Source organism: Mojavia sp. (assembly GCF_059505145.1).
The window spans coordinates 367,247-390,409 of the sequence record NZ_JCACKA010000063.1; the positions used below are offsets into that span (position 1 = coordinate 367,247).

13 protein-coding genes and 1 CRISPR repeat array are annotated in these 23,163 nt (G+C 42.6%); of the genes, 6 read left to right on the forward strand and 7 right to left on the reverse strand.

The window, feature by feature from the left end:
- Positions 1-56 precede the first annotated feature (56 nt).
- The 4 genes from AC5JL8_RS13935 to AC5JL8_RS13950 form a co-directional block, all read right to left on the reverse strand.
- Positions 57-560 carry a MogA/MoaB family molybdenum cofactor biosynthesis protein gene (locus AC5JL8_RS13935; RefSeq protein WP_495880361.1) on the reverse strand — a complete coding sequence of 168 codons (504 nt, stop codon included), beginning with the start codon at positions 558-560 and terminating at the stop codon, positions 57-59.
- Positions 561-641: 81 nt separating this feature from the next.
- Positions 642-977 (reverse strand): photosystem II reaction center protein Psb28, encoded by a 336-nt coding sequence (psb28, locus tag AC5JL8_RS13940; RefSeq protein ID WP_495880362.1) that lies wholly within the window; start codon positions 975-977, stop codon positions 642-644.
- A 156-nt stretch (positions 978-1,133) separates the two neighbouring features.
- Positions 1,134-1,586 (reverse strand): D-aminoacyl-tRNA deacylase, encoded by a 453-nt coding sequence (gene dtd, locus AC5JL8_RS13945; RefSeq protein WP_495880363.1) that lies wholly within the window; start codon positions 1,584-1,586, stop codon positions 1,134-1,136.
- Between the two features lie 78 nt (positions 1,587-1,664).
- Positions 1,665-2,795, reverse strand: coding sequence for a CobW family GTP-binding protein (locus AC5JL8_RS13950; RefSeq protein WP_495880364.1), 1,131 nt, complete (start codon positions 2,793-2,795; stop codon positions 1,665-1,667).
- 245 nt (positions 2,796-3,040) lie between these two features.
- Here AC5JL8_RS13950 and cysS point away from each other — a divergent pair, with 245 nt between their 5' ends.
- From cysS to AC5JL8_RS13965, 3 genes are all read left to right on the forward strand, one after another.
- Entirely contained in the window at positions 3,041-4,525 is a 1,485-nt protein-coding gene (gene cysS / locus AC5JL8_RS13955; RefSeq protein WP_495880365.1) for a cysteine--tRNA ligase, read from the forward strand.
- A gap of 1 nt (position 4,526) precedes the next feature.
- Complete coding sequence (locus tag AC5JL8_RS13960; RefSeq protein ID WP_495880366.1) at positions 4,527-5,966, forward strand: TldD/PmbA family protein; 1,440 nt, start codon at positions 4,527-4,529, stop codon at positions 5,964-5,966.
- Positions 5,967-6,061: 95 nt separating this feature from the next.
- Entirely contained in the window at positions 6,062-7,408 is a 1,347-nt protein-coding gene (locus AC5JL8_RS13965) for a TldD/PmbA family protein (protein WP_495880367.1), read from the forward strand.
- 240 nt (positions 7,409-7,648) lie between these two features.
- A CRISPR array of direct repeats spans positions 7,649-9,948; the repeat unit is 37 nt; unit sequence GTTCCAATTAACTAAAATCCCTATTAGGGATTGAAAC.
- A 213-nt stretch (positions 9,949-10,161) separates the two neighbouring features.
- Here AC5JL8_RS13965 and AC5JL8_RS13970 read toward each other — a convergent pair.
- Together AC5JL8_RS13970 and coaD are read right to left on the reverse strand one after the other, a co-directional pair.
- Positions 10,162-10,830, reverse strand: a complete 669-nt coding sequence (locus AC5JL8_RS13970) for an ATP synthase subunit B family protein (protein ID WP_495880368.1) — start codon at positions 10,828-10,830, stop codon at positions 10,162-10,164.
- Positions 10,740-11,291 (reverse strand): pantetheine-phosphate adenylyltransferase, encoded by a 552-nt coding sequence (coaD, locus tag AC5JL8_RS13975; protein WP_495880369.1) that lies wholly within the window; start codon positions 11,289-11,291, stop codon positions 10,740-10,742. Before coaD ends, AC5JL8_RS13970 begins: the two co-directional genes overlap by 91 nt.
- A gap of 389 nt (positions 11,292-11,680) precedes the next feature.
- On the opposite strand from coaD, the gene lgt reads away from it, so the two are divergent.
- The 3 genes from lgt (at position 11,681) to AC5JL8_RS13990 (ending at position 14,087) form a co-directional block, all read left to right on the forward strand.
- Entirely contained in the window at positions 11,681-12,592 is a 912-nt protein-coding gene (gene lgt, locus AC5JL8_RS13980; RefSeq protein WP_495880370.1) for a prolipoprotein diacylglyceryl transferase, read from the forward strand.
- Between the two features lie 145 nt (positions 12,593-12,737).
- Positions 12,738-13,547: a precorrin-4 C(11)-methyltransferase gene (gene cobM, locus AC5JL8_RS13985; protein ID WP_495880371.1), complete on the forward strand. Its 810-nt coding sequence runs from the start codon at positions 12,738-12,740 to the stop codon at positions 13,545-13,547.
- 186 nt (positions 13,548-13,733) lie between these two features.
- The gene (locus tag AC5JL8_RS13990) at positions 13,734-14,087 is read left to right on the forward strand and encodes a phenylpyruvate tautomerase MIF-related protein (RefSeq protein ID WP_495880372.1); all 354 of its coding nucleotides are present in this window, start codon (positions 13,734-13,736) and stop codon (positions 14,085-14,087) included.
- Positions 14,088-14,325: 238 nt separating this feature from the next.
- On the opposite strand, the gene AC5JL8_RS13995 is transcribed toward AC5JL8_RS13990, so the two are convergent.
- Positions 14,326-22,920 carry a phytase gene (locus AC5JL8_RS13995; protein WP_495880373.1) on the reverse strand — a complete coding sequence of 2,865 codons (8,595 nt, stop codon included), beginning with the start codon at positions 22,918-22,920 and terminating at the stop codon, positions 14,326-14,328.
- Positions 22,921-23,163 lie beyond the last annotated feature (243 nt).

A 23,163-nucleotide genomic window follows, 5' to 3' on the forward strand; every position in this document is an offset into this window, starting at 1 on the left:
TAAAAAAATAGTCAAATCAAAACTAACAACCCTTACTAGATGTAGGGGTTGTTTTTTTATTGATGCATTTGGCTGACTAAATGAACAAGTTCTGGCAAAATCAGCTTTTCCATCCCTAGTTGCACAGCATTACTAGAACCAGGAAGAGAGAAGATAAGTTTATTTTGATAAACACCAGCAACAGCACGAGAAGCGATCGCCCGTGAACCGATTTCTTGATAACTTAAAAAGCGAAACAATTCACCAAATCCTGGCAAAGTTTTCTCTAGCAACTTCTCAATCGCATCATAGGTTGTGTCCCTTGGTGCAATACCCGTGCCACCATTGAAAATCACAACATCTAAATTTGCACTTTTACCCAGCAGTTCTATTTGTTCTTGAATCTGTGCTGGCTCGTCTTTAATAATTTTGTAAGCTCCTATAGCATGGTTAGCATTTAGGAGTAATTTTTGAATTATCTGTCCACTTTTATCTGTTTCCGGGAAACGCGTATCGCTGATCGTCACAACAGCACAATTGACCATTATCCCCAGTGAGTCTGGGTGAGGTTGTTGCGTCATAAATAAATTTTTAACCCTCTATGTGAAGCTATTAGTCGTTAGTCTTTAGGTAATGACTAATGACTAATAACCAAAGACTGCTTAAGATTTGCTAAATCCCAGACCGTTTTCCTCAGCGTACCGTTCCATGAAGCGCATAAAGCGATCCCATTCTTCAGCAGATTTCATCAGGTGAATTGCTTCTAATGCCTCTGGTCTGCCGTTGACAAATCTAGCCTTTACTTCGCGGGTGATGATTTCCCCTTCTTGGTCAATCATGTACATCCCGGTGATATCTTCGGTGGTGGTTTGAGCCAAAGCTTTAGGATTGACAAAAATAAATGTTGCAGTGCCACTTTCACCAGTACGCGATCGCGTCAAGCGGACATCAGGTACTACATCTTCATCAATACCTCTAGAAAACTGGATTTTCGCCATGATGAGTGAACTTAAAGTTTTGTAATGTTTAATTTATTATTCTCTCATCATTTTAGAACTAAGCACTCTAGCTCTTACAAAAAGACGGCGGGAAAGCCCACTCCTTCAAGGTGTGGGATGAACCGTGACCGATCTTGTTTATTTACCAATAAATACTTAACTAGCTTCTCTCTCAAGTAGCAAAGTTACAGGCCCATCATTTTCGATTGTAACTTGCATCATTGCACCAAATTGACCAGTTTCCACATTTAAACCACTGCTACGTAAATTGGTAACAAATCTTTCATACAAATCTTGGGCTAATGAAGGAACAGCAGAACGATCAAAAGAGGGGCGGCGACCTTTGCGACAATCACCATACAGTGTGAATTGACTCACTACCAGCAACTCGCCACCAATTTCTTGCACAGATTTTTGCCAACGGTCGCCCCCTTCTTCATCAGGAAACAACCGCAATTCCAAACATTTACGCACCATCCAGTCGAGTTCAGCATCGGTATCAGTATCAGCAATACCTACGAGTAAGTTTAGCCCCCGCCCAATTTTGCCGACAATCTCACCATTAACGGTCACCTGAGATGATTTAACTCGCTGAATGATAACGCGCATGAAATCATTTGTCCTTTGTTTTGGCCATTTGCCATTTTACTAATCAATGACTAATGGCCAATAACTAATGACTAATAATTATTTACCAAAGCCTTTACCTCGACTTACAGAAGGAAGACAAATGCAGTTTTCTATCTGACTGAGCAAAGTTTCACTATCTAAATTTTGACCAATCAGCACTAGTTGGTTTCTTGGTTGACCTTTCCACTCATCATCATCCATTGTGAAACGCTTGCCACACAAATGGAAAATATGACGTTTAGGGCTTTCATCAAACCACATAATTCCTTTTGCTCGGAAGACATCAGAAGGTAGTTGGTTATCTAGGAAATATTGGAACTTCCTAATAGAAAACGGCTTGTCACTTTGGAAAGATAATGAGGTGAAACCATCATTTTCTAAATGGTTAGAATGATGGTGATGATGCTCATGTTCATGATCATGGGCATGATCGTGATGCTCATGACCACAGTTTGAATGATCGTGATCGTGGTCATCATGTTCGTGAGCATGGTCATGATCGTGATGCTCATGTTCATCGACCACAGTATCAAAATACTTGTCAGACTCAAACAGACCAACACTGAGGATTAAGGGAAGCGGTACTTCTGAACGCGTGGTGCGGAGAATTCTCGCTCCTTCTTTAACTTCATTAATTTTCTTTTCTAACTCATTTAAAGCAGATTCTTCAACTAAATCTGTTTTGTTGAGAACAATCACATCACCATAGGCAATTTGACTGTATGCTGCTTGAGAGTTAAATAAATCTAGACTGTAATTTGCCGCATCTACTACAGTGATAATCGAATCTAATCGTGTTAAATCACGCAATTCTGTGCCAAGAAATGTTAGGGCTACTGGCAATGGATCTGCCAATCCAGTTGTTTCTACAACTAGATAATCTAACTTTTCTTCACGTTCTAGAACTTTGTAAACGGCATCAACTAAATCATTATTAATGGTGCAGCAAATACAACCATTACTCAGTTCCACCATGTTCTCATCTGTGGAAACAATTAATTCGTTGTCAATGCCTATTTCACCAAATTCATTCACTAAAACAGCCGTTTTCAAACCCTGCTGATTAGTCAGGATATGATTAAGTAAAGTCGTCTTACCACTACCGAGGAATCCTGTAATAATTGTTACAGGTATACCTTGCTTCGGCGCATCCATTGCTTGAGATTCGGGAGAAACTGCTGATTGCATAGCGCTCGTATCAAAACAAAAAAGTCAAAAAATAGTAATGTAGCGCAGATAGTCCAGAAAACACTAGCATAGGGATGCTGGACTGTCATCCCACATGCTTTACCCTATTATTACGTATCTACCTATTTTCAAATTACTGTGTTGAGCTAACTTGGCTGGAATTTGCATATAGATATGTAGCCAGGATGTTTGTCACAATTAGGTTTTACGACTTTGAATTTTGAATGAGTGAATTTTGAATTGCTATGACCCTAACCCTTTACAATACTCTCACCCGTCGTCAGGAAACCTTTGAAACAGTAGAACCAGGAAAGGTTAAGATGTATTACTGCGGCGTGACGGTATACGACTACTGCCATTTGGGTCATGCCAGAGCTTGTATTGTTTGGGATGTAGTGCGTCGTTACCTCCAGTTTATCGGCTACGAAGTGCGCTATATCCAGAATTTTACTGATATTGATGACAAGATTCTCAATCGAGCGCGGCAAGAACATTCATCAATGGAAGCTGTATCTGAGCGCTTTATAAAAGCTTATTTTGAGGATATGGCAAGGCTGGGAATCAAAGAAGCTGATGAGTATCCCCGTGCTACGCACACGATGAATGGAATTCAGCGGCTGATTCACGATTTGGAAAATAAAGGCTTTGCTTATCCTGCTGATGGCGATGTTTATTATGCTGTACGGCAGTTTTCTGGGTATGGCAAGCTTTCTGGACGCAAGCTAGAAGATATGCAAGCGGGGAAAAGCGATCGCGTGAACCTAGAAGATCCAGAGTACCAAAAGAAAAAAGACCCCTTTGATTTTGCATTGTGGAAAGCAGCAAAACCAGGTGAACCTGCGTGGGAATCACCTTGGGGTGCAGGCCGTCCGGGTTGGCATATCGAATGTTCGGCTATGGTGCGCGATCGCCTCGGCGAAACCATTGACATCCACGCTGGTGGTGAAGACTTAATTTTCCCTCACCATGAAAATGAAATTGCTCAGTCGGAAGCTGTCACAGGACAACCCTTGTCGCGTTACTGGTTGCACAACGGCATGGTGAAAGTGGATGGAGAAAAAATGTCCAAATCTTTGGGCAACTTTACCACCATTCGTGACCTGCTAGATCGAGGAGTTGATCCAATGGCGGTGCGGTTGCTCGTGCTGACGGCTCAATATCGCACACCGATTGATTTTACCGATGAAGCACTCACCGATAAGACAAATGCTTGGCACACTTTGAAAGACGGGTTACTCTTCGGCTACCAGTACGGGGAACAACTCGGTTGGGGAGTGGGGAGTGGGGACTGGGGATTGGGTAAAAATCTTTCCAATACCCAATCGCCAATATCTAATCCCTACGTAGAACGTTTCCAAGAAGCTGTGAATGATGATTTTAATTTTCCTGGTGGGTTAGCAGTGATATTTGAATTAGCCAAGGAACTGCGCCGCGAAGGAAATATTATTGTGCATCAAGGAAAAACCGAAACACCAACGGATGAGTTACTCAAACAGTGGCAAACACTTGTGACTTTAGCTGAAGTCTTAGGTTTAGAAGCAAAGTTGGAAGCCGGAACTGCGGTGAATGATGGTTTAAGCGATGCAGAAATTGAAGATTTGATTCAACAACGCCAAGCAGCTAGAAAAGCTAGGAATTTTGCCGAAGGCGATCGCATCCGCAATGAATTACAAGCACAAGGTATTACCCTAATTGATAGTCCTGAGGGTACACGCTGGCACAGGAGTTAATATGTTTTCTGAATTAACAAAAGCGATCGCTCATATCAACATACCTGCTGATTGGATCGGTATTAGAGCTGTTAAAGAAACATCCTCTAACCGTCATGTCCGTGATGGCTTACCCCAAGCCAACGGCAAATTCTCCACGATGGGAGCTATGCTGGAAGTTTTGGTAAATGGCTGTTTAGGCTATGCAGCTACCAATTCTTTAGAAATTGCCAGCTTACAAACTGCTGCGGAAATAGCATACAAACACGCACTAATAGCCAGTGAGTGGTGGATATATCCTTTCCGTGAAACTGAACGCCCCAAAGTCGTTGGTGAATATCATTCGCCATTTTTAGAACCATTGGATGCTATCAGTCCAGGGGAAATCAACAATTTGTTGGTTCGCATTTGCCAAACGCTGAAAGTTAGCGACAAAATTGTGCAAACCACAGCTAGCTTTACCAGCAGTGAAAAAGAAACATGGTTTGTCAGTAGCAATGGTTCGCAAGTATACCAAAAATTTATTTCTATGGGCGTTCATTACGGTGCTACTGCCCAAGATGGAGCGATCGTGCAACAGCGTACTAACAATGGCTGGCACGCGAACTGTTACCAAGGCGGACTGGAACTGTTAAAACAAGAAGGCTTATGGCATCGGGTGCAGCAAGTTGGCGAACAAGCAATCGAACTATTGACAGCAGATGAATGCCCAAATACCCGCACCAATTTAGTTTTAGCGCCAGACCAGATGATGCTGCAAATCCATGAAAGTGTTGGCCATCCTCTAGAAATTGACCGGATTTTGGGAGATGAGCGCAACTACGCTGGAGGTAGCTTTGTCAACAAAACTGATTTTGGCAAGCTAGTATATGGTTCACCGCTCATGAACATTACCTTCGACCCCACCGTACCCGGTGAATATGCCAGCTATGGCTTTGATGATACTGGCGCTGTAGCAACACGAGAGTATGTGATTAAAGAAGGAGTGCTGCAACGGGGTTTAGGCAGCCTAGAAAGTCAAGCCAGAGCAAGTGTGCCAGGAGTTGCCTGTGCCCGTGCTTCCTCTTGGAATCGACCCGCGATCGACCGCATGGCTAACTTGAATTTAGAGCCAGGAAACGCCACCTTTGCGGAAATGATCGCTGGGATAGAACATGGTGTGTACATGGAATCTAACCGTTCTTGGTCAATAGACGATCGCCGATACAAATTTCAGTTTGGTTGCGAGTATGCCAAATTGATTGAAAACGGTAAACTCACCAAAACCCTCCGTAACCCCAACTATCGAGCCACAACTCCAGAGTTTTGGCACAGCTTAATTAAAGTAGGAGATGCCTCTAATTGGCAAATGTACGGTACTCCTTACTGTGGTAAAGGAGAACCAAATCAAGCGATTTGGGTGGGACATGGTTCACCTGTATGTGTATTTGCTAACGTCGAAGTCTTTGGCGGCGGTAGTTGAAAAAGTATCAAGTATGAGATATAAATTTTTTTTCATTTATATTTTATACTTGATTATTTAGCTTTAATATCTCCCAAATTAGCCAAATAATACCCATGAACATTGACGAATTATCTGGTTTAGAAGTCAGCTTTAATAAACTGATTGAAACTTTAATTATCAAAAAAAACGCAAGTGAAGAATTCACTGTGAAACTGAGCAGTGAGCGGAGTCAATTTACTCGTTTCAATCATGCTAAAGTCCGACAAACTGGTTATGTCGCTGATGGGTGGGTCGAACTCACTTTGATGGAAAATCAACGCAGCAGTTTTCGGCAGTTTCCCTTCACTGGCAATTGGGAAATTGATTGGCAAGTAGCATACAAAGCTTTACAAGAGCTACGTGAAGAACTTACCTTGTTACCTGTTGATCCATATCTTGTTTTACCAGCAGGAAATAATACTAGTAGGGAAGTAAATTTGGGAAAATTGTTGTCGGTAGAGAATGTAGTACCAACAGTACTAGAACAAGTTGCTGGCTTAGATTTTACTGGGATATATGCTGGTGGAGTTGTAATTAAAGCTTACGGCGATTCTAAAGAACAAAAACATTGGTTCGCTACCGATTCTTTTACTTTAGACTATTCTTTATTCACAGCAAATGGACAAGCCGTTAAAGGCACTTTTGCTGGTAGTGAATGGAATGAATCTGCATATATAGCTAAAATTAGCGAAGACAAAAAACAACTAGAACTGCTTTCTCTCCCTGCGAAACGATTGCTAAGAGGAAAATACAAAACTTATTTTGCACCCGCCGCAGTCGCCGATTTATTAATGATGCTTTCTTGGGGGGCTGTGAGTGAAGCTGATCTCCGACAAGGAAATAGTGCTTTAGCTGCACTGTCACGGCAAGAAAAACTACTTTCCTCAAAATTTAGTTTGAAGGAAAACTTTCAACGAGGGTTAGTACCGCGATTTAATGAGTGGGGAGAAATGGCAGCACCAATATTACCTATAATTGAAGAAGGAGTTTTGTTCAATACATTAGTCAACTCTCGCACTGCTAAAGAATATCAAAAAACTGCTAACGGTGCTAATAGCTCAGAAACTTTACGTGCGCCAGAAGTGAGTCCAGGCAATTTGGCATTTGAGCAGATTTTGCCAAGTTTAGACACAGGCTTGTATGTATCGAATTTGCATTACTTAAATTGGAGTGATCGCCCCACTGGTAGAATCACAGGTATGACCCGTTATGCCTGTTTTTGGGTGGAAAAAGCAGAAATCGTCGCCCCTATTGAAAACTTGCGTTTTGATGAAAGCCTATATCGCTTTTGGGGAGACAACTTAGTTGATTTAACTAATTTTCAAGAATTTAGTCCTGAAGTAGGAACATACGAAAGTCGCCAACTCGGAGGTAGTCTAGTTCCAGGAATGCTGATAAAAGATTTTACATATACGTTGTAGTAAAGTGCTTACTTGCGCGGATGGGTAGGTGTTAAAAAGTTAGACACCGAAAAGATGCTTGAATACACTGTACAGCAGGACTTTGGGGTTAAGAGCATTTTTAACCGTTTCGCGCACCTTATATAGAGCGGGTTTTGGGCATTTGACCTAGCCAGTTCAAGTTTCACCATGCTATGATTGAGGCGTTTAGCGCCACAGAACCTAGAAAACCAAATATACATAGGCTTTCAGAGAACCGCTGTTCCAATTAACTAAAATCCCTATTAGGGATTGAAACTCACTAGGGCGCTTGTTGCTAGGGTTAAAGATGCCAGGGTGGTTCCAATTAACTAAAATCCCTATTAGGGATTGAAACGCCAATGGAACACCAGGCGATCGCAGCTAATCACCCTGGAAAGTTCCAATTAACTAAAATCCCTATTAGGGATTGAAACTTTTGCTTTTCAAATATTTTACAACAATTCAGAAGTTCCAATTAACTAAAATCCCTATTAGGGATTGAAACAGATTAACCTTCTAGCAAGAGCCTGGACTTATGCCGGTTCCAATTAACTAAAATCCCTATTAGGGATTGAAACCCCTAATTCTCCAGCAAAAAAGCCATGATAAGAAGTTCCAATTAACTAAAATCCCTATTAGGGATTGAAACAGCCACACCGCGAATGTAGTTTCTGTGGTGCTTGTGGACGTTCCAATTAACTAAAATCCCTATTAGGGATTGAAACTAATAGCTTCTCCTTCATCAGCTTGGGGTAAGGTTCCAATTAACTAAAATCCCTATTAGGGATTGAAACGGCACCATTGGAGCCTTGAGGGGTATCAGTGCCGAGTTCCAATTAACTAAAATCCCTATTAGGGATTGAAACTTTGTGCTGCCATTGCTCCGGCTGCACCACCAGCGTTCCAATTAACTAAAATCCCTATTAGGGATTGAAACATTAGGACTCCTTAGAACGTTTCAGGAATGCGTCAGCGATCGCAAAGGTTCCAATTAACTAAAATCCCTATTAGGGATTGAAACAATCGGCTGAGGGAAGAGAACAATATTTTTGAACGTTCCAATTAACTAAAATCCCTATTAGGGATTGAAACTAAGCATATCCGCAAGCCAAGATAAAGTTTACGTAGTTCCAATTAACTAAAATCCCTATTAGGGATTGAAACGGTACATCTGATATCAGATTGACGGACTCCAGGTTCCAATTAACTAAAATCCCTATTAGGGATTGAAACGGAAACCTTAAGCGTGGTGGTGGGCTTATTGGAGGTTCCAATTAACTAAAATCCCTATTAGGGATTGAAACGCGAAGATGCCCACAGGTAAAACCCGTGCGATGTGTTCCAATTAACTAAAATCCCTATTAGGGATTGAAACATGATTCTTTTGGTTAGAGTATGCTGCTATTAGGTTCCAATTAACTAAAATCCCTATTAGGGATTGAAACCTTCGAGTATTACTAGGTCGTGTAACCACAGTATCGTTCCAATTAACTAAAATCCCTATTAGGGATTGAAACATACCAGAATGGCTCATATCCTCCATAAGAATTCACGGAAGTTCCAATTAACTAAAATCCCTATTAGGGATTGAAACAAGAACTGTAGCAGGAGCAGTACTTGTGGTAGTTTGTTCCAATTAACTAAAATCCCTATTAGGGATTGAAACTGGCCCTTGTGAAGGATGCAGGGACTACGAATCGAGTTCCAATTAACTAAAATCCCTATTAGGGATTGAAACACTTTGATGTGGCGCTTTTGCGCCGCTTTTATTTAAGTTCCAATTAACTAAAATCCCTATTAGGGATTGAAACGCGTAATCTTTCTGCTTTTCTAATCTGGCAAAAGTTCCAATTAACTAAAATCCCTATTAGGGATTGAAACCCGGCAATAGAAACTCCCAACCAATTTTGAGTAGCGTTCCAATTAACTAAAATCCCTATTAGGGATTGAAACACCAAAAGGCCGCCGGAATGATCGCTCGGCAACTTTGGTTCCAATTAACTAAAATCCCTATTAGGGATTGAAACAGTTAGGAGCAGTCATTTGCTGGGCATCAAGAACGGTTCCAATTAACTAAAATCCCTATTAGGGATTGAAACGCGCCTGTTGTAGTAGCTATCAGGGCATAGCACACAAGTTCCAATTAACTAAAATCCCTATTAGGGATTGAAACAGTTTTGTTAATCATAAAGTTGCGATCGCCTCTTTGTTCCAATTAACTAAAATCCCTATTAGGGATTGAAACTTATTAATGTTCTTGGCGAGTTCTGCTGGTTTCAGTTCCAATTAACTAAAATCCCTATTAGGGATTGAAACAAATTCAATTCCCCCTTGGTTGGATATTCCGATTGTTCCAATTAACTAAAATCCCTATTAGGGATTGAAACGGGATAAACCAGAAGTGCGAGGCGATCGCTTGCAACGCAGGTTCCAATTAACTAAAATCCCTATTAGGGATTGAAACCGACTAGTCTTGTGATCGCGCTTGCTATGCCACCTTTGGGTTCCAATTAACTAAAATCCCTATTAGGGATTGAAACTGACTATGCAGCTTAATAAAATGTTTTTTTAAAAAAGTATCTTTTTAAAATTAAACAATAAGTAACTTGTTACACATTTAATCTGTATATACAATAACAGTTAGGCTTGCTGCGATTAATTTTTTTATTTTAAATATTTAAGTATTAAATTATTGTATTCAACCTTTTTCTATATGATAATTAGTTTAAATAGATAAACTATAGAACTACAGTTTATCTCTTTTTGGATGATGAAGAATTACGCTGTGAGGGCATATCCGCTCGCAGCTCTTGTCTGCCATTGGTAACAATTCGCAACATATCTTTAAGATCCTGCTCGATGCCTTCTAAGACGCTATCAGCATATTGATCAGCACCGACTTCTATTTGTTGGGCTTGGGCGATCGCGGCTTGTCGCATTTCCTCCAATTCTTGCATACAGGCATTACGCTTGCGGTCAATTTCTGCAAGGGTTTCTTCCATCATTGCTTCACATTCTTGTTGCACTTGTCGCCGTAGTTGTTCAGCTTCTCGCTCGGCCTGTCTGATAACATCACTTTCAGCTAAAATTTGCGCTCTTTTAGCTTGGGCTGCTTCAACAACTTGCTGTCCATATTCTTCTGCCTCTAAAAGAATTTCCTCTTTTTGGTCTAAAATTGATGCTGCTTCTTGAAAAAATGATGGCAAAGAAAGCCTAATAAAATCTAGCTGTTCTAATAGCTTTTCCTCATCTACTAGAGTGCGTCCTGTCAGCGGAATCCGAAGACTAGACAGAATCATTTCCTCTAAGCGATTGAGTTCCTGCTCAATATCTACGCTTCCTGATCCATCGGGATACTCTTGCGGGGCGTAATTGCTTCCGTTGTTGTTGGGTTCGAGATTGGAGAGTTGTGGTTGTAACATTGGTATATTTCTAGGGCAATGTGTGGGGGAACGAGATGATCGACAGAGCCACCAAACCTTGCAATCTCTTTTATCACACTACTACTTAAAAAACTATACTCGTTGGAGGTGGCTAGAAAAACTGTTTCTATTTGAGTTGACAGAGTTTTATTAGTATGGGCCATCTGTAACTCTATTTCAAAGTCTGAGACAGCCCGCAAACCCCGCAACAACACTTGTGCTTGTCGCATTTGGGCATAGTTTACTGTCAGACCATCAAAGCTGTCCACCTCTACATTAGGTAAATGTCGGGTCGATAGCCGAATTTGTTCTAACCGTTGTTGCACACTAAACAGTGGCATTTTGTTAGGATTCCGCAGTACAGCAACAATCACCTGCTCAAACAGCCGACTACCGCGCTGAATTATGTCAAGATGTCCCAAAGTGATCGGATCGAAGCTACCAGGGTAAATAGCAATCACAATTTTAGTTGCATCAAAGTTATGTAAGCGATTATATAGGAACCTCCGTAAAACCCTGTTAAATCTTGAAAAAGGGGCTGGGGATTGGGTACTGGGAATTGGGGATCGGGAATTGGGATTAGTACCAATCGCTGTTGCAATATTTCAAGTCCTTCATGGACGATACAAAGGGACACTGCACTAAGTGCTACAGATACGCTAGGCAAACCCCGATCGCACCCATAACAAATCGTCTCTTTGTCTCCGTATCCTTTCGTCTTTGTGGCTCACAGGAGCGCCTCAAAGCAAAACCTGCTCTAATTGTTTATATAATCAAAAACCCCAGTTTCCAGCCGTAGGGTTGGAAGCTGCTAACGCTGATTGATAGTAATTATCGTAGGTACTTTTGCATGGCACTGGATCTTTCCATTTTGCCTTTGGCATTTCAATTTACTTCTCCAGGCCCTACTCTCGTGAGAATAGGGCCACTAACTATCCGCTGGTATGGCTTGTTAATTGCCACAGCAGTGTTAATTGGTGTCAGCCTTTCCCAGTACTTGGCAAAACGCCGTAACGTTAATCCAGAGTTACTCAGCGATTTATCAATTTGGCTGGTGATTGGGGCTATTCCCGCAGCACGGCTATATTACGTTTTGTTTCAATGGCCAGAATATGCTCAACATCCAGAGCGGATCATCGCCATTTGGCAAGGTGGGATTGCGATTCATGGAGCGATTCTTGGTGGATTGGTAGCAGCATTAATTTTTGCCAAACTCAAGCAAGTTTCTTTCTGGCAATTAGCAGATTTAGTAGCACCTTCGCTGATTTTAGGGCAGGCGATCGGTCGTTGGGGTAATTTCTTCAACTCTGAAGCTTTTGGTCGTCCCACCAATTTACCCTGGAAGTTATATATTCCACCGGATCGTCGTCCTCCAGAGTTAGCAAATTTTGAGTACTTTCATCCCACGTTTCTCTACGAATCTCTGTGGGATTTAATGGTATTCATCCTGCTGATAACGTTATTTTTTCGAGCTTTGCAGGGCAAGCCACGCCTAAAAGTCGGTACGTTATTTTTAGTTTACTTTGCAGCCTACAGTTTAGGACGTTTGTGGATCGAAGGTTTCCGCACTGATAGCTTGATGCTGGGGCCTTTAAGAATCGCCCAAGTCGTGAGTTTAATCGGTATTCTTGTAGGATTAGCTGGTTTGGCGTGGCTTTACATAGCTCAACGCCCTTTGCCCGATGTCGTTTCTGCCCCCAAGGGTGATCAGGGAATTGGGAGACAACCAGACAAGGCAACAAGGAAGACTAATGACCAATGACCCTAAATAAAAAATGCCCTAGAGGGTTCTCCAGGGCTTAACCAGGGTGCATCTACCATTACTCTCTACTAGTCAAATAGGGACTATCCGGAAAGTCACTGAGAAAATACCAAAAATTTTTTGAAGAATTGATTGATGTGATTTTATGAGTGAATATGCAGAGAGATTATGTTATGAAAAATCGTTAAATTCTGTTACACCAAGCATTTACATTGTGGGTGCAGGCCCTGGAGATCCAGATTTATTAACGGTTAAGGCGCAGAAACTGCTAGCTGTGGCAGATGTGATTTTATTTGCTGATTCATTAATACCTGAAGAGATTTTGGATCTTTGTCGCCCAGACGCAGAAATTATTCGGACTGCGAATAGAACTTTAGAAGAGATTGTACCGCTGATGATAGAACGGGTGCGATCGCACAAATCTGTTGTTCGCCTCCATTCTGGTGATCCTAGTCTCTACAGCGCTATCCACGAACAAATGCACCTGCTGTCAGAGGCAAAAATTCCCTTTGAAGTCATCCCAGGTATTAGTGCCTTTCAAGCTGCGGCTGCCAAACTCAAAGTAGAACTAACTGTCCCTGGTTTAGTCCAAACGATCATTTTGACGCGGATCAGTGGACGCACAGAAGTTCCTGCTAGTGAAGAATTAGCCACCCTTGCAGCACATCAGGCTAGCCTTTGCCTGTATTTGAGTGCGCGTCACATTGAAAATGCCCAAGCCAAACTACTAGAACACTACCCAGCCGAAACCCCAGTAGCTATTTGCTTTCGTATAGGATGGCCTGATGAAAAGATTCACGTTGTTCCCCTCAACCAGATGGCAGATTGTACTTATCAAGAACAGCTAATTCGCACTACACTTTATTTAATCAGTCCAGCACTCTCAGCAGCGACAGGGCGATCGCGTTTATATCATCCCGAACATAATCATCTGTTTCGCTCATCTCATCATTGAATTGGGCATTGGGGACTAGCACTCTTAAGGATGAATTTTGAATTATTCTCTTTCTCTAAAATTTAGCTATGTATAAATCTCCGCGTCCCCGCGTCTCCCACTCACCTCTACAACTCTGCGGTTCGATAAACTTAACCATGTGGAACCAATTAGCAAATTTACTATCCAAAATCTTGAATCGGTACTATGCCATTAATTAAAGTACAAACTTCTGCATCTGCCCCGGAAAAATCTGAAGTTGAGGCAATGCTTAAAAGCCTATCAGCTAAATTAGCAAAGCATACAGGCAAACCAGAATCTTATGTGATGACTTCATTTGAAGCGGGAATTCCTATGACCTTCGCTGGCACTACAGAGCCGGTTTGCTACATTGAAATTAAGAGCGTTGGCACAATGAAACCTGACCAAACCGAGGCGATGAGTCAGGATTTTAGCCAGCAGATTAACCAAGCTTTAGGCGTGGCTAAAAACCGTATTTATATAGAATTTGCCGATGGCAAAGGTTATATGTGGGGTTGGAATGGTACAACATTTGGATAATTTATTTGCATAAAAAGTATCAGCTTTGTAGGGTGGGCAATGCCTACCCTAAAATTATTTTTTTCCGAGTTTTACGGGCAGTAGTAACGGAACAACGAACCGCAAAGAACACAAAGGACACAGAGTAAAGAGGTTTTCAGAGATATTTTGCGTAAGTCCTATTAATAAATATTAACCGCATTGTAATAAATAAAGGAAAAAGGAAGCATAGAATAACTCCTCTTTTTCCTTTAACTATTTAGGCAATACTCAAATTCGCTTGGATCATGACATCATTGAAATCTTGATCGCCAGCATTTGCTAAATCCTCAAAGCCAAAGTTGTTATTTCCCAACACGCGAATATGGTCAACTTTGTCAGGATTTGCACCTAAGAATGGGAAGTAAACTGCTGGAGCGTTATTAGTATCGGCATTGAGAATGGCATCCGGTCTGCCATCAACAATCATAAATGGTGCGAAGATGAAACCAGGCTGGAAAGTGCCGCTGAAAGTTGCCGTACCTTGATTATTACCTATCAGGTCAATACCACCAACGCGCCCACGGACAGCGGCTTGAGTATAACCAGCCTGTCCTGGAAGAAGGTCTGCTTGGCGATCGCCGTTGGTGTCAATACCACCATTCTCATCAGTTACCTGATAAAAACCAACAAAGTTATCAAAAGCCGCGTCTCTGCTAACTATAAACTCAGCTTTGACTTGTTGTTTCACGTCCCGCAAATCAAACACTTCTCCCTGTGGCTTACCTTGCAGATTTGTACCTAAAGGTATTGGTTTTGTGGGTTGAAAATTCAGCGGTTTTTCTAACTCTATAATGATGGATTCATTGTTATCAATTGCTGGCGGTCGTCCAATTGAGAAGGGATAGTTATTATCATTGGCAACCAGGATAGTTTTTTCATCCAACACCAACACATCTTCGATAGTTTGAAATGGAAATGTAAACTCAGTGCTGCCATCTTGATTCAAGTCTTTGGGGTCTTGAATATTTAATAAGTCAGCAACTTCTTCTTTGGCAACAAAGCCATTGGCATCTTTTTGAGATAAGTTAACTTTGAATATCTTCTTGAACTCAGCAGTTGGGCCCTGACCACCATCTCGCTCAATTATGAGATATTCATCCTGGTTAATTACAGTAAAGTCACCAATGGCGTGACTGGGGCTTTCCATGCGGTAGTAACCCAGTACTCCTTTGTACTGCTTTGAAGCCACATCAAACTCATAAATGCGTAGTGAACCCGCAGGATCGCCAAAAACAGTGCCTTCTAACAACGGATACAGGGTTTTCTTGTCTGGGCTGATTGCCATGCCCTCAAACCCTCTAGAAGCAGCAAGGTTAGATACTGCTGGTTCACCTGCGATTTGGTCGCGCACCAAGTCGCCTGTACCAGGGAAATCAGTAAAGTAACCATCGACTCCTAAATTGATGAATTGTTCATATTCATTCTTCGGGTCGCCGTTGTAATCTGATGCTAGGTAAACGCCTTCGTTACGGAAAGTATATGGATGTACCAGTAACCCAGCAGCATGAGCATCTTGTACTAAGGTAGTTGGAGTAGTTGTAGTTCTGTCGGCATCGTTGACTGCACCATCGCCATTGACATCATCATCTTTGCCATCGCTATTTGCATCAACTCCCTTTGCTGGCACAATCAGGCGTTTATTAGGGCCAATACCAGCTGCATACTCGGCAATATTGGTTAGTTCGGCAGGTTTAGTAAGGTCGCCGTAAGTGCGGGAGTCACCACCGACTACAAAATCATAGGGTTTGTCAGTAGCCCCACCAAATAATTGAATTAATGGTAAGTTAATATTCGCCGTAGGCATCAGGACATCATTGAGTTCCTGAAGATTACCCACTTCAAAGGATTGGACAAATACCCGTTTGGGGTCAGTAAAGTTGTTGGCAACTAGCGTATCAACTAATAATTTGCCCAAATTAGTGTTGATGAGTGTGCCATCTAAACGTTGACCTTCAGTAGCAAAGTAGGTGGGATGCTTGGTTTCTGGATAAATGCCAATTTTACGCCCTGTATCTGTTTCTACCTGCTTCACCAAATCGATAATTTCTGTCAGGGTGGGAACCTTTAACTTATCGTTGTTAAATTTGGTTCCTCGTAGGTTGGGTAGGCGTTCAATAGCGTTTAAAGTTTTAAGTTCTGCTAGGGTCAAGTCTTCAGTAAACCAACCCTTAACAGTGCGACCATCAATAACTTTGGTGGTTAGGCGGTCTGCAAACTCTGGACGGCTGGCAATATCAGTGCTGGTATCGCTAAGGTTAACACTGTCATCAGCATTGAGAATTGCCAAAGCGTTTTCGTGACGCGCCACTAACACTCCATCTTTGGTAGCAACCAAATCTGGTTCGATAAAATCAGCGCCATCAGCGATCGCTAGTTTGTAGGCTTCTAAGGTATGTTCTGGACGTGAACCACTAGCACCACGGTGACCGATAACTAAAGGCGCATTGCCATCTAAGGTAGCAAAATCAGTCTTTTTCAGGACATCAGGATTTTGTGGCGATCGCACAAACTGTCCTGTAAGTTGGTCGCGTACAAGGTCGCCTGTACCAGGAAAATCAGTGAAGTAACCATCAACTCCTAAATTGATGAACTGTTTAAATTCTTGCGCTGGGTCGCCGTTGTAATCTGACGCTAGATACTGCTTTTCGTTACGGAAGGTGTATGGATGTACCAGCAGACCTGCATCATGGGCATCTTTTACTAGAGATGTTGGAGAAGTCAGGTTTTTGTCAGCATCGTTGACTGCGCCATCACCATTGACATCATCCGCTTTCCCATCCCCATTGGTATCCACACCTTTCACAGATACAATCATCCGCTTCCACGGGCCAATACCGTCGGCATAGGTGGCGATTTCTTGCAAACCTTGGGGTGTTCGCAGGTCTGCATAATTGCGAGTATTTTCGTTGACGACAAAATCGTAGGGCTGCGTCTCAATTAGCGAACCGTCAAGGTTAACATCAACTGCATCCAATAATTGAACCAGGGGGATATCCGTTTTCTGATTCAACTCTTTGAGGTTACTAACTTCAAAGGACTGAATATATACTCGGCTGGGGTCGGTAAACTCGGCTTTTTGTAGAGTTGCGAGTAAGGGTTCTTCCAGAGACAGACCCAGTGCATCGTGGAAAGTTGGGTGCTTAGTTTCTGGATAAATGCCAATTTTACGCCCCGTATCTTTTTCTACTTGTTTAACTAAGTCGATGATTTCCTCAAAAGTGGGAATTTCATACAAGCCGTTAAACACTTGAGTACGGAAGCCTTGGGGCATTATAGCCCGTAGTGTTTTGATTTCTGCGAGGGTAAAGTCGGAAGCAAAAAAGCCTTCTTCTTCCTTACCATCGACAATTTTCTTCGTTTTGCGATCGCTAAACTCTGGACGATCTGCTACATCGGTGGTGGCGATCAAGTTTGGCTCATGACGAGCAATTAGCACACCATCTTTAGTAGAAACTAGGTCGGGTTCGATGAAATCAGCCCCGCGTTCAATTGCCAGCTTATAAGCGCCTAAAGTGTGTTCTGGCAATTCACCACTAGCGCCCCGATGCCCAATTACAATCGGTGTTTTACCACCTAGTGTATTTAAATTTACTGGGTTGGGCGTAGAGATAGGAGCATCCAGCAGCTTACCAGTAGCATCGAAGTGTAGCAGGAAGGGGCCAAATTCATCGCCCACCCAGATTGTGCCATCTGAGCCGATGACAAAAGACTCCACATCAAAGTCTGCACCTGTTAACAGGCGATCGCTAGTATTCTCATTAACAATGTTGAAGGGAACTTTCTTATCTGGGTCAGATAGTTGAATAAAGTCCAACACCTTGACACTACCATCGCCTTTTGGTTCATAACCTCGGAAACTGGGGTTAAGGCGATAAATACGCAGCAGGTAATCAGCGCTGTTGTCTTTACTACCAAAACCATTATCAGAAAGGAACCAGAAAGAGTTTTTATCAGCTACTTGTACACCACTAAATCCTTGAACAGGCTGCTGGGGAAATGGAATAGTCCGTCCGTTAGTATTCCCAGTGATGGCGCTACCTGATGGCGGCCCTTCAGCGAAGGTATCGGCTGGGAGTGAAGCAAAGCCTTTAAGCGTGACCTTGGGAGGAGATGTCAGGTTATTAGGTAGCTCAAGAATGCCGAGTTTCTCAGCAGGCGTATTTCCTGTAACGTTAAAATCGTTGTCGTTTAGTAAAGCTAAAGTGTTGGGTGCGACTAGTGCTAAACCTTCCAGCTTTTCGACTCCGGTATAACCCAACTGAGCCGCATTAGCAATCAGGCTCTTGCTTACAGGGGTAATTTTGGCAGATGCTAACTCAGCAGGAGTGAGTTGTTCAATGGTTTTACCAGTCGGCAATTTCAACTTAGCAGTGTTATTGATGTTGGTCGCGCCTTTTAAATCAATTTGATAAATCAATTTATTACCAGCAGCAGTACCGTTATCATCTCGCTCAACTACAGCAAATTTACCGTTACCCAAGGATACAGCATCGCCAATTTTGTCAGTTCCCGGTAAACCTTCTAGAAGATATAAATATTCTCCTGTAACTCGTTTGCTGACAACATCAAACTCTAGAATTCGCAAGTTGCGAGAACCCTTAGAAGTTGCGTCATTGCTGACATCTGGATTATCAATGGCACTCTGAATAAAAGCATAAAGTTTAGAACCTTGGAGCGCCACAGCTTCAAATCCTCGGTTAGCGCGGCGTTGGGCGTAAACTTCTGGCAATACTTCAGTACCAAATGTTCCGGCTGGTTGATCTGGGTTGGGTGCAGTTGCAGTTCCTTTGGGAATGAAGCGGTCAATCAACTTACCGTTACTATCAAAGTGGTAAATCGCCGGACGGTATTCATCCACCATCCAGTAATCACCATTTGGTGCGACGACAATACCCTCTAAGTCAGCGCCCAAAGAATCGTTAGGTAAAGGTTTGTTGTCTAAGTCAACGCCAATCTCATCGGTATAAGCTGTGTTATTTGCCCCAGCTTGCAAATTAGGTAATCCAGTTAAGGGAGTTTTACCATCTTGGCGAAATAATCCCGTCCTCTTGGTAATGCTGATTTCGCCTGTGCTGCGGTTGAGTTCAAAGCTGACTATTTCTGGCTGAAAGTTGGGTAAGAAAAATGGTCTGTTAGCACCAACAGGTTCGCCATTCGGGCCTCGGTCTGTGTGGGTAACAAATTTCAAGTTGCCGTTTTCTGCTGTTCCTTGAAAGTACAACCCGGAGAAACCGCCTAAGAGAATATCTTGACCTTTGGAGGTTGTTCCTAACTTTGGAAGATTTTTAAAGTCATAGATAGTTAGCTTCGGTTGGGCAACAGGGGTGCGTGGATTGTAACTGGTGGTGTCAATTGTTAAAGGAGTGGGGAGGGCGTTAGCAATATTTTCCCAAGGTACTAACTTGAAGTTAGAGTTAATGTTTTCGTCATCAGCTATTTTTGCAGGTTCATTAGAACCATCTTGAGTAACAAATAAACCAGATGGAAAGTTAGGCCCCAATGGCACATTCACCACATCCGCTCCATCAGACTCTTGCACACTGTCAATAGTCCCATTGCTACCAATAGCAAAGTTACCCACATATTCGTTGTTGCCCTCACGAGTATAAGCAACAAAGGTGTTATCGCCTTGGCTAGATGCGAGTAGATAGCCTGTGCCGTTTTTGCCGTAATAAATAGTTAGTCCTTCTACATCACTGCTAAGGTGAGAACCGCCCAAATCTTTGACTTTATCAATTAGCTTGCCAATTTTGCCACCGTTGGGTTCGGCTTGGAACTTCCAAATCCCGACATCTTCTTGCCCAATGTAGAGAAAGCCAGTTTCCTGGTCTACTACCATACCCTCAGTTTGGGGTGTCAGTTCTCCAGTTGTGGGGATGGTGAACTCCCGGACTCTTTCAGCACCAATTTTGCCATTACCTTTGTCAATCAGTTTGAATTGCGCCACATCCCCAGTTTCTCGGCGACTAGTGAAGACGTAGTAATCATTAGTGATGGGGCTACGATATAGAGCCAGCCCGTAAGCGCTGCGAGATGAGGGGGAATAGGGAGGAGTAAAGGGTGCTGCTTGGAAGAGAGTGCCAATACTGCTATCGGTGATGTCTTCTAGATATTGACCGGGGGTGCTGGGATTGGCGTTAATTTTAAATATTGCCAATTTATCGTTGCCGCGTTCCCCGGAGGGGTTGCCGAAGGCATCGCTCGCTACGGCAATATCTATAGATTGTCCACCTAACTTAAAACCGTATTGCAAGTCTACATTGTTGTAGCGAATACCACCGGGATTAACTTCCTGCAATAATTTACCAGACAAGTCATAAACCCGCAGTCCGGCATTTTTTACCGAGGTCAATACCAAGCTGTCAGCAGCGTTGTTGGCGTTAACATAAATAGCTGGGTCATCTGCATCAGCACGCTGGTCGATAGGTAGAGTCTCATCGTCAAAGAGATCGGGTCTAGTTTCTACGCTAGGATTTGCGGTATTCACGATATCTGCGCTCAAGGTTAATATTTGGGTAAATTGGGTTGGGCTGAAGTTGTTATCACTCACCAGCACAATTGACTGGCTACCATCTGCTAGTTTGGGGCCGAAGGTAATGCCTTCGATGTTATCTGTGCCGTTAGGTAGGTTCAGGTCGTTAAGATTTAATAGCAACCGCTTTTGTAGAGGTTGAATTGCTGTTAGTTGAGTTTCACTCAAATTGCTGAGAGAGTTGATGGTGCTGATATCAGTTGCACCTTGGAGAGAAACTTCGTAGATTTTGATAGTGTTGCCTGTACCGGGAAGCCCAGCGGAGAAAGAACGCTCCAGCGCGAGTAATGTACCTCGGTTATCAATTGCCAGTAAATCTACTAAGCCGTTGGTATTAAATCCATTAGCTGGGTTGGGTGGCTGTGCTACTGCATCGGTGATGTAGAGATATTCCTTCTCTGGTTGTCCACTCACCAAGTTGTATTGTAAAATCCGAGAACGAGTGCCGTTTGTAATAGAAGCGAGTGGCCCGTCTTGGAACAAAGCATTTTCAGTGGCGGTGAATAGAGTTTTTTGGTCAGGTGTGATGGTAAGGCTTTCAAAAGCTAAGTTATTGGCAACGCCTGAAATTTGAGTATCGCCTGTGTCTACAATACTGTTGCCGTTGGTGTCCTCAACCACTGGTAAAAACTTGCTTGGTACAGGTAGCGATCGCAATTCCTGTCCTGTGGCGAGTGAAAATTCTTTAATAAAGGGATTGCTAACACGACCTGCGTTAGGATTGGCTTCACCTTCAGAGGAAATAAAAACTGTGCCATTGCTAGTTAAAGCAATGCCTTCTGGATCTAGGCTATTGGCAGAAAAAAATTCACCATTAACATTTTTGAGGGCGGTGACATTGGTAAAATTTGCTCCAGCTGTAGCAATGGTGGCTGGGTCAACACTGAAGGTATAGAAACGTGCAGGAGCAAGCTGAGAGCGATCGTCTGAAATAGCGTAATAACGATTGTTAGCAGCATCATAAGTGACACCGGATAGTCCACCTAAGTTAGTCTGTGTTCCATTTACTGTTCCTGCCGCACCAGCAGGCGTAAAGTCAGTAGCAAATGTAGTCTGCCCTTGAAATTCTATATCAGTAATGGTTTTACCTGCTTCGGTTGGGCCTACTTGCACATCTGCAAATACTAAGCGATGATCTGAGCTAGGGAAACCACCAGGAAGACTAGGGTTAAAAGTGCCTACCAAAGGAAAGTTCGGGTCAGTGCTGGCTGGCCAAAAGACTGCTGAGTTAAGAATTGTCAAATCAGCCGAAGGCAATACATAGTCAGTTCGCAGGTTTCCAGGGGTTGTATCGGCAAAGTCTGCGGTATCAAAATTAGGATTGCCTTTTTGACTCGCGTTTGCACCACCTTGCAAGGCGGCTTGTTCAGGCGCACCAGGGCTGCTAGGGATAAAATTAGTATTGATGCTGGGATTTTGTAACAGTTGCGATATAGCATTGTTAAAACTGTCACCATCAAATGGATCAGCATTCTGGTCGCCCATAATCACAAAGCTAGAACCAGTAGCAATACCGCCTTTTTTGCCTGCATCATCATAAATGTAATCGCCTTTACTAGGGCTAATGTAGTCTGCCCAAAAGCGGATTTCATCATGGTTGCGCTTACCGTTGCGGTCTTCGGAACCGTCAAATACTGGTGGCGTGGGATGGCTGGCTAGGACATGAATTGTCTTACCATTTACTTGAATGGGTACATCCCAATGACTTTTAGAGGAAAGGCGTAAAGCGTTTTGTTCTTCTGGCGAGTACCAAGGAGTATTAGAATCAGGAGTGGTGATAGTAGAAAGTAGTGATTCTGGCATATCCTTCCAAAGAAAATTTTGAAAGGTACGCACATTAGCAGTATCAATAGGATATTTGGAGAGTAACAACATTCCGAATTGACCAGGAAAATTCCCGAATCCGAAAGCATCATCGCCATATCCTGGTGCGCCTGGGGTGGTAACTACTGCGCCGTTGTTGTTCAAGTCAAAGCCAGAGGCAATACCCGTATTTGAAGGAGCAATATAAACATAGGGATAGTTAACGGGAGTTGCACCGTTCTGGCTGACAGCAAGATAATTTTGCTGGAATAGTTGAACTGGCTGTAAAGGATTTTCTTGAACGTAATCGAACTCGTTAATTAGTAGTACATCAGGATTGTTCCGCTGGATAATTTCTGCAACGGCTTTTGCTTGAGGATTATTTGGTGTAGATAAATCGGTGACTAGTTGACCTTCACTATTGCGGTTCAGGGAAGCATTGAACTGGGAAAAGCGAATTGTGTTCGTAGTTACCATGAGTTAGTTTTGAGGTAGATACATAGTTGACAAAATTAAGCCATCATTGGAAGCAAAAGTTTGTAATTTTGCATCAATGCAATGACTGCTGACCAGTAAATTCCCTATTCAAAAAGTCAGAAAAACGCTATCGTGATTTACTAAAAATCTTTATTTTTAAGAAGTTTCCAAAAGACATTTATTTGCCTGATGGTAAATGATTAATACGTATTCAGTCCCTCAAGTTATCCGAGCAAGATTAAG

Coding starts and splice junctions, on each gene's coding strand:
- AC5JL8_RS13960 (WP_495880366.1), top strand. CDS start 4,527: ATGTTTTCTGAATTAACAAAAGCGATCGCTCATATCAACATACCTGCT.
- AC5JL8_RS13935 (WP_495880361.1), bottom strand. CDS start 560: ATGACGCAACAACCTCACCCAGACTCACTGGGGATAATGGTCAATTGT.
- cysS (WP_495880365.1), top strand. CDS start 3,041: ATGACCCTAACCCTTTACAATACTCTCACCCGTCGTCAGGAAACCTTT.
- AC5JL8_RS13950 (WP_495880364.1), bottom strand. CDS start 2,795: ATGCAATCAGCAGTTTCTCCCGAATCTCAAGCAATGGATGCGCCGAAG.
- cobM (WP_495880371.1), top strand. CDS start 12,738: ATGAGTGAATATGCAGAGAGATTATGTTATGAAAAATCGTTAAATTCT.
- AC5JL8_RS13990 (WP_495880372.1), top strand. CDS start 13,734: ATGCCATTAATTAAAGTACAAACTTCTGCATCTGCCCCGGAAAAATCT.
- AC5JL8_RS13970 (WP_495880368.1), bottom strand. CDS start 10,830: ATGTTACAACCACAACTCTCCAATCTCGAACCCAACAACAACGGAAGC.
- AC5JL8_RS13965 (WP_495880367.1), top strand. CDS start 6,062: ATGAACATTGACGAATTATCTGGTTTAGAAGTCAGCTTTAATAAACTG.
- AC5JL8_RS13995 (WP_495880373.1), bottom strand. CDS start 22,920: ATGGTAACTACGAACACAATTCGCTTTTCCCAGTTCAATGCTTCCCTG.
- dtd (WP_495880363.1), bottom strand. CDS start 1,586: ATGCGCGTTATCATTCAGCGAGTTAAATCATCTCAGGTGACCGTTAAT.
- psb28 (WP_495880362.1), bottom strand. CDS start 977: ATGGCGAAAATCCAGTTTTCTAGAGGTATTGATGAAGATGTAGTACCT.
- lgt (WP_495880370.1), top strand. CDS start 11,681: ATGGCACTGGATCTTTCCATTTTGCCTTTGGCATTTCAATTTACTTCT.